This is a genomic window from Nitrospira sp. CMX1, from assembly GCF_054902215.1.
On sequence record NZ_JBUBKD010000021.1, the window covers coordinates 1 to 6,863 of the forward strand.

General features: G+C 56.4%; 7 protein-coding genes. All 7 read left to right on the plus strand.

Annotated features, from left to right (window positions below; genetic code table 11):
- The coding region (locus tag ACYX34_RS06575) for a phage tail sheath C-terminal domain-containing protein (RefSeq protein ID WP_462075758.1) at nucleotides 1–362 on the plus strand (362 nt) is incomplete at its 5' end.
- A 24-nt stretch (nucleotides 363–386) separates the two neighbouring features.
- Nucleotides 387–914 (plus strand): phage tail protein, encoded by a 528-nt coding sequence (locus ACYX34_RS06580; protein WP_462075759.1) that lies wholly within the window; start codon nucleotides 387–389, stop codon nucleotides 912–914.
- 6 nt (nucleotides 915–920) lie between these two features.
- Nucleotides 921–1,649 (plus strand): T4 family baseplate hub assembly chaperone, encoded by a 729-nt coding sequence (locus ACYX34_RS06585; protein ID WP_462075760.1) that lies wholly within the window; start codon nucleotides 921–923, stop codon nucleotides 1,647–1,649.
- A gap of 629 nt (nucleotides 1,650–2,278) precedes the next feature.
- Nucleotides 2,279–2,938 (plus strand): hypothetical protein, encoded by a 660-nt coding sequence (locus tag ACYX34_RS06590; RefSeq protein ID WP_462075761.1) that lies wholly within the window; start codon nucleotides 2,279–2,281, stop codon nucleotides 2,936–2,938.
- Entirely contained in the window at nucleotides 2,935–4,206 is a 1,272-nt protein-coding gene (locus ACYX34_RS06595) for a Pvc16 family protein (RefSeq protein ID WP_462075762.1), read from the plus strand. Before ACYX34_RS06590 ends, ACYX34_RS06595 begins: the two co-directional genes overlap by 4 nt.
- Before the next feature lie 44 nt (nucleotides 4,207–4,250).
- Nucleotides 4,251–6,320: an ATP-binding protein gene (locus ACYX34_RS06600; protein WP_462075763.1), complete on the plus strand. Its 2,070-nt coding sequence runs from the start codon at nucleotides 4,251–4,253 to the stop codon at nucleotides 6,318–6,320.
- On the plus strand, nucleotides 6,317–6,595 hold the full coding sequence (locus ACYX34_RS06605; RefSeq protein WP_462075764.1) for a hypothetical protein: 279 nt from the start codon (nucleotides 6,317–6,319) through the stop codon (nucleotides 6,593–6,595). Before ACYX34_RS06600 ends, ACYX34_RS06605 begins: the two co-directional genes overlap by 4 nt.
- Nucleotides 6,596–6,863: the final 268 nt, after the last annotated feature.

A 6,863-nucleotide genomic window follows, 5' to 3' on the forward strand; every position in this document is an offset into this window, starting at 1 on the left:
TGCGTGGCGCCGATCAACTCGCCGATGAGTGGAAGTATGTTCCCGTCCGCCGCACGGCGCTCTTTATTGAAGAGAGTCTCTATCGAGGCACGCAGTGGGTCGTCTTTGAGCCGAACGATGAGCCCCTGTGGGCACAGATCAGACTAAACATCGGGGCCTTTATGCACAATTTGTTTCGACAGGGAGCCTTTCAAGGCACGACACCGCGTGAGGCCTATTTCGTCAAATGCGACAAGGAGACCACGACGCAGAACGATATCAACCTCGGTATTGTGAACATCGTGGTCGGCTTTGCACCGCTCAAACCGGCGGAGTTTGTCATTATTAAGTTGCAACAGATGGCGGGACAAATCGAAGTCTAGCGATTGATGTGAGGAGGGATAAGTATGGCGCAGTTTAGCGTGAATGCACAGCGGTTCGATCCCTACAAGAACTTTAAGTTTCGAGTGAAATGGGATGGGAAGTACGTGGCCGGGATCAGCAAGGTGGGGTCGTTGAAGCGGAGCACCGAAGTCGTGGAACACCGAGAAGGTGGAGATCCATCGACCGGAAGAAAGTCCCCCGGCCGTACGAAGTATGAAGCGATCACGCTGGAGCGCGGGGTGACTCACGATACCGAGTTCGAAAAATGGGCGAACAAGGTGTGGAATTTCGGGTCTGGATTGGGAGCGGAGGTCTCGCTCAAGGACTTCCGAAAGGACATTATTATCGAGATGTACAACGAGGCAGGTCAACTGGCGATTGCGTACAAGGTCTATCGCTGCTGGGTCTCGGAGTTCCAGGCTCAACCTGATCTCGATGCCAATGCCAATGCCGTAGCTATCCAGACCATCAAGCTGGAGAACGAAGGTTGGGAACGGGATTACGAGGTAGCCGAGCCGACGGAACCGACTTTTACTGAACCGGCAGCATAACAGCCGATGCACGTACTCACCGCGAGTGCTCTGTTGAGAGTGTGGGACCGTGGTGTGGGGCAGTCCTCAGTCACTCAAGTACTGAGCCTGTTGGCTGAGGCGATTCCGAAGACGGCGGTCGGTGAACTGGCCCGCTTGCCGATCGGCCGTCGTGATGCACTCTTGCTCGCGTTGCGGGAACAGTTGTTTGGATCACGCGTGCAGACAGTGGTGGTGTGTCCTCAATGCCGGGATAGTCTTGATCTCGTGTTTGAGGTCGATCAGATTCGAGTGCCGCTGAAGAGTGAGACGCAAGAAGAGTTTGTCTGTGACGTCGACGACTACCAGGTGACGTTCCGACTGCCGACGAGTGAGGACTTGATGATGGTCGTGCACAAGCCCGAACCAGGTGCAGCCAAACAGCTCTTACTGGAACGGTGTCTGATTCGAGTCATGCATCGCGGCGAGACGACAACGGCATTCCCGAGTTCGCTTGCAGAACCGGTGATTGAACGGATGGCAGAAGCCGATCCTCAAGGTGATGTGGAGCTTGCGGTGACTTGTGCCGCATGCGGATATCAATGGCAGGTGCTCTTCGACATTGCATCGTTTGTGTGGCGTGAGATTGGTGCCTGGGCAAAGCGGTTGTTGGGTGAGGTTCATCTTCTGGCCTCGGCGTACGGGTGGGCCGAGGGTGACATCCTCAGGATGAGTGCCTGGCGGCGCCAGTGCTATCTGGACATGGTGCAGGGATGAGCGATTATCTGACGAACCTTCTCATTCGTACAAGGCATCCTGAACGGACAATTCAGCCGCGCCTGCCCTCGATGTTTGACCCAGTATCGCCGAACTCCAGAGGCGAAGAGGTGAGAGGGGGGGATCCTGGGGAAGAACCGCATCGGGCAATTGAGGTCAATCAGGCGGTTCCAAGACATGATCCGACCATGCACCAATCTTCGGAGACGTCAGGGCAGAACCGAGGAGACGGTGGATCCCATCTTGAAAGAGAAACTCAGCATCGGGAACAGGCCGCCGTACCTATCGCCGAGGGTGAGCGACTGCTTGCTTCTTCTGAAACAGCGCTTCTGTCAGAGCTGAAGGAAGTAGACCTGGCGATGAACAGCGTATCAACCGTAGGAGCGCCGAACTCAAGACATTTTGAGCCTCACGGGACCTCAGTAAGAAATCCATCAGAGGCCAATACAATCAGCCTCTCGTCGATTGATCCGAGCGTTGTGTCTGATTCAACTTTCAGCATGCGGATGATGCCACCTCAGGAGATGCCAGCCTTATGGCCAAGGGTTGCAGCACAATCCGCAAGGTCACCGTTACGAATACCGAGTGCGCAGACAAAGAGTGCCGGGCAAGGCGGAAGCTCTCTATTGATGGATGAGTCTTCAAGTGAATCTCCGGACAACCGTTCGTTTGTTCCAACAACACAAGCCCATGACCAGGAGCCGAACAGCCCTATCAATACGCGTGGGGGACGAGTCAGTGCATCGTCGTCCCAGCAACCTCTTGCCAGAGCAACAACAGCGCGGAGTGATGGCGAGCAGCACCATCGATTTCCGACAACCGTGAGTGAATCAGAAGGGACTCTCGCCGAGGTACGCAAGCAAGCTGCTGCTGGACACAATGCCGGTGACTTGTCTCTTGATCCTTCTCTTGTCGCTTCGGTACGGACAACGAAGGGTGCTGCTCCATCGCAGTACCTCATGTCGCGTCAGCCAGGAGATTTTTCAGGGACATCGTCTTCAGCATTGGACCAACAAGAACCGATAGCCACCCCTCGTACGTTGCCTAGGACCTCGAATAACTTTGTCGCAGTGCGTCGAGCAGATTCACCCATGACGGCAGCGACGATCAGTCAGGCATCAGCGGCAAGCAGAGGAAAGCTGTTGGAACCGGTTGTGCAGGTGACTATCGGTCGGGTGGAGGTTCGTGCGGTGCCTCCTCCGGTCCGCCACCAGAAGAACCCCAAGCCATCATTGGCCATGAGTCTTGACGATTATCTCAAACGCCGTGGTGGGCGGAGTGGCGGATGAGCAATTCACTGGCGATTGCCTCGGTGACCGCGACATTGCGTCGACTGCTGGAAAAAGGTGGAGTGGAACACGTGACGGTCAGGCCATTAGACAAAGCGCCGGAAGGGATTAATGCCGACAAGCAACGGATCAATCTCTTTCTCTATCAGGCGTTACCGGATGCGGCCTTTCGCAATATGGAAATGCCGGGCCGAGTGAAATCCGGTGAAACCGGCCATCCCCCGTTGCCGCTCACACTGTACTACTTGCTGACGGCGTACAGCGGCGATGAACGTGATGAGACGAGAAGTCACGCCCTGCTCGGCGAGGCCATGCGCATTTTACATGACCATCCGCTCTTAGGGACGGACGAAATCAGAGATGCCGTGCGGGCCGACCGCGATTTGGCCGCCAGCGATCTGGCAGACCAGGTCGAGCGTGTTCGCATTACCCTTCAGCCGCTGCTGTTTGAAGAAATGTCGAAGCTTTGGACGACCTTTCAGATCCATTACCGCCTATCGGCAGCCTACCAAGTCTCCGTGGTGCTGATCGAGAGTACACGACCGACGAGGACGCCCTTACCGGTGTTGCTGCGCGGAAAAAATGATCGGGGAGTCGTGGTCCAGCCGGATTTGACGACGCCGTTCCCAACGCTGACGGAGATTACGGTTCCGACACGAGAGCCGAGTAAGAAATTGATCGATATGACAGAACTGCCGAAACAACAGCCCACTGCACTGTTGGGAGATGAGCTCCTGATCAAGGGGCATCATTTGGGTGAAAGTTCGGTGGTAGTGCACCTGATGCATCCGTTGCTCAAGAAGACTGTGGAGATTCCGGCCAAGAACGGAACGGACAAGGAGCTGAAGGTGACCGTTCCGAACAAGCCGACCGAGTTGCCGGCAGGGTTCTATACCGTGGCCGCCCACATCACACCGATCGATCCGGCGGCAGCGGGGAATGAGCGGATGACCAATGCCCTCAGTCTGTCTATTGCGCCAAAAATTGAGAACGTTACTCCGAAGCCAGTCAGGCGAGATGCGATATTAACCGTTCAAGTGAGTCCCAGGGTACAGGCGACCCAGCGTGTGGCGCTCCTGTTGGGCGATCGAGAGCTGCATCCGGAAACACGCCCAGCACAGACGGATACCTTGAAGTTTCGCCTGAAGAACATCGTGCCTGGGATCTATTTCGTCCGACTACGGGTGGATGGAGTGGATAGCCTTCTGGTCGATTGGAGCAAGACGCCGCCGGAATTCGATACGACGAAGAAGGTCACCGTACAATGAAAGCCTCGAAGTCAAGATCGTGGCAGCAACAGAATGATGAGTATTTGAGGAAAGCACTAGCATGGCTACGGTTCCGCCTGGCCTGGTTTATCGAGCAGTCAGCTGGTGCAGCGTCACGGGTACAGCCAGAACCTCGCTCGGCTCCGCACAAAGGTGTTCGACGTTCATCAGGACGTGACGCGAAACAGGCTCAACCTGCCGTTGGAACTAACAGTATCAGTGAGAAGCAACTGGCGCGAGCTGCTGAGGAACTAGCGGCATTTGAAACAGTAGACCAGCCACCGGCGTTGATTGTGCTGCGCCGTAACTTGGGCTTGTCGAGGTTTGAGAGTGAAGTGCTTCTCCTCTGTGCGGCGATGGAGTTTGATACCAGAATGGCGTTGCTCTGTGCGCAGGCTCAGGATGATCCGGCGCGCCGCTATCCCACCTTTGCGCTCGCGTTGGCGCTGTTTGCTGAGCCGGCCTGGGATGTGCTGTCGCCTGAGAGGCCCTTGAGATATTGGCGGCTGCTCGAAATCAACCAACCTGGTGCACAGCCGCTGACGACGAGCGCGCTGCGGGCCGACGAGCGCATTGTGAATTACATCAAAGGGCTCAACTATCTGGATGATCGACTCGTGCCATTGCTACTGCCGCTCCGGTATGAAAATCGAGGTCTAGATCTCCCACCGTCGCAACGGTCAACAGTGGACAGCATGATTCGCCAGGCAGGAGAGGCCGGGTCGCTGCGGGCAGTTCCGGTCATGCAATTGCTGGGTGTCGATTCATCGAGCAAGCAACTGGTCGCGAGTCATGCGGCAGCGGCACTGCGCTTGCCTCTCTATCGGCTCCCAATCGAGTTGCTCCCATCGCCACCAGCCGAACTGGAACAGCTGACGCGGTTGCTCATGCGCGAAGGGGTTCTCTGGCCATTTGCCTTGTACCTGGACGCCCATGAGATGGAGAAAACGGCCACAGGCGATACCCATGCGTCCGCGCTGCATCGCTTCTTAGCTCGGAGCAGCGGCATCTTTTTCCTTGATACGCAGGATCGTCGGATGGAAACGGGCCGTGCCTCAGTCGCATTCGATATCGGGAAGCCGACGAAATCCGAACAACATCAGGCGTGGGATTCTCTTTTGGGGGCTCAGCAGAACGGTATGGCGGCGAGACTTGCCGGCCAGTTCAATTTGAATCTCACGACGATCCATCAGATCGCGCGCACGACGCTGTCCTCTCCTGCCATCGGACAACAGTCCATTCCCCAGCAGCTCTGGGAGGCTTGTGTCGTGGACACCCGTCCACGTTTGGAGCTGTTGGCGCAGCGGATCGAACCAAAGGCGACTTGGGAAGACATTGTGTTGCCTGAACCGGAGCTCAAACTCCTACATGAACTGGCTGCACAGGTGGCGAACCGTACCAGGGTCTATAGCGACTGGGGCTTTGCGGCGAAGCGCTCTCGCGGATTGAGCATCAATGCCCTCTTTGCCGGCGAGAGCGGTACCGGCAAGACGATGGCAGCCGAGGTGCTGGCGAACGACTTACGGTTGAGTCTCTTTCGGATCGACCTGTCGGCGGTGGTCAGTAAGTACATCGGAGAAACGGAAAAAAATCTCCGGCGGTTGTTCGACGCCGCCGAGGACGGCGGCGCGATTCTTTTCTTCGACGAGGCGGACGCCCTATTCGGCAAACGGAGCGATGTGAAGGATAGTCACGACCGTTACGCCAACATCGAGATCAATTATCTCTTACAGCGTATCGAAGCCTATCGGGGGTTGGCCATTCTCGCTACGAATCGAAAGAGTGCGTTGGATCAAGCCTTCATGCGCCGGATCCGGTTCATCGTGGAGTTCCGTGCTCACGGCATCCAAGAGCGAAAGACCATCTGGGAACGGGTCTTTCCACGAGAAACAGAAACGGCCCAACTGGACTTCGATCGGTTGGTACAGCTCAACCTGAATGGTGGCAATATCAACAATGTTGCGATGAACGCCGCGTTTCTCGCAGCGGGTGCCGGTACACCCGTGACCATGCCGCTCATCTTTGAGGCGGCTCGGGCGGAGTTTCGCAAGCTGGAGCGACCCATTTACGAAGCCGATTTCCAATGGGATGAGGAAACGGAAGTGGTGGCATGAACGTCCGATTGCATATCGAGCGATTAATCCTGGACGACCTCCCTCTCCGAGGGAGCCAACGGGCACTTGTGCAGAGTGCCGTCGAGCAGGAATTGGCACGCTTGATTGAAGTGAATGGCGTTGGACAGGACACCATGGCCGGAGGCGCCCGCGCCTCTGTGCCTCAGGCAGTGATGCACATGGCAGAAGGTGCAAGTCCCGTCCAGCTTGGACGGCAGATTGCTCAAGCGGTGTATCAGGGAATTGGGACCAGTCACTCAGCGAAGAAACAGTAAGAGGAAGTTGTAGGCAAAGTGAGTAAGTGAGGGGCCGCGAGACTGAGGGAAGAGTGGGAATGGAACGGACTGCCGTACAAGCTGAAGCTGGAAGGAATCAGGCTCCTCGGTCAGGCTGTACTGGTCTTCTTCAACGCCAGTGTGCCTGTGGCACGCACACCATGGGTGGAGAACAGTGTGCGGAGTGTCAAAAGAAAAAACTGGGTGTCGGGGGTAGGCCACTGCAAACCAAACTGGCGATCAGTGAACCTGGCGATGTGTATGAGCA

Excerpts from the sequence above, each read along its gene's own strand:
- ACYX34_RS06580 (WP_462075759.1), top strand. The coding sequence starts at position 387 with ATGGCGCAGTTTAGCGTGAATGCACAGCGGTTCGATCCCTACAAGAAC.
- ACYX34_RS06585 (WP_462075760.1), top strand. The coding sequence starts at position 921 with ATGCACGTACTCACCGCGAGTGCTCTGTTGAGAGTGTGGGACCGTGGT.
- ACYX34_RS06590 (WP_462075761.1), top strand. The coding sequence starts at position 2,279 with ATGGATGAGTCTTCAAGTGAATCTCCGGACAACCGTTCGTTTGTTCCA.
- ACYX34_RS06595 (WP_462075762.1), top strand. The coding sequence starts at position 2,935 with ATGAGCAATTCACTGGCGATTGCCTCGGTGACCGCGACATTGCGTCGA.
- ACYX34_RS06605 (WP_462075764.1), top strand. The coding sequence starts at position 6,317 with ATGAACGTCCGATTGCATATCGAGCGATTAATCCTGGACGACCTCCCT.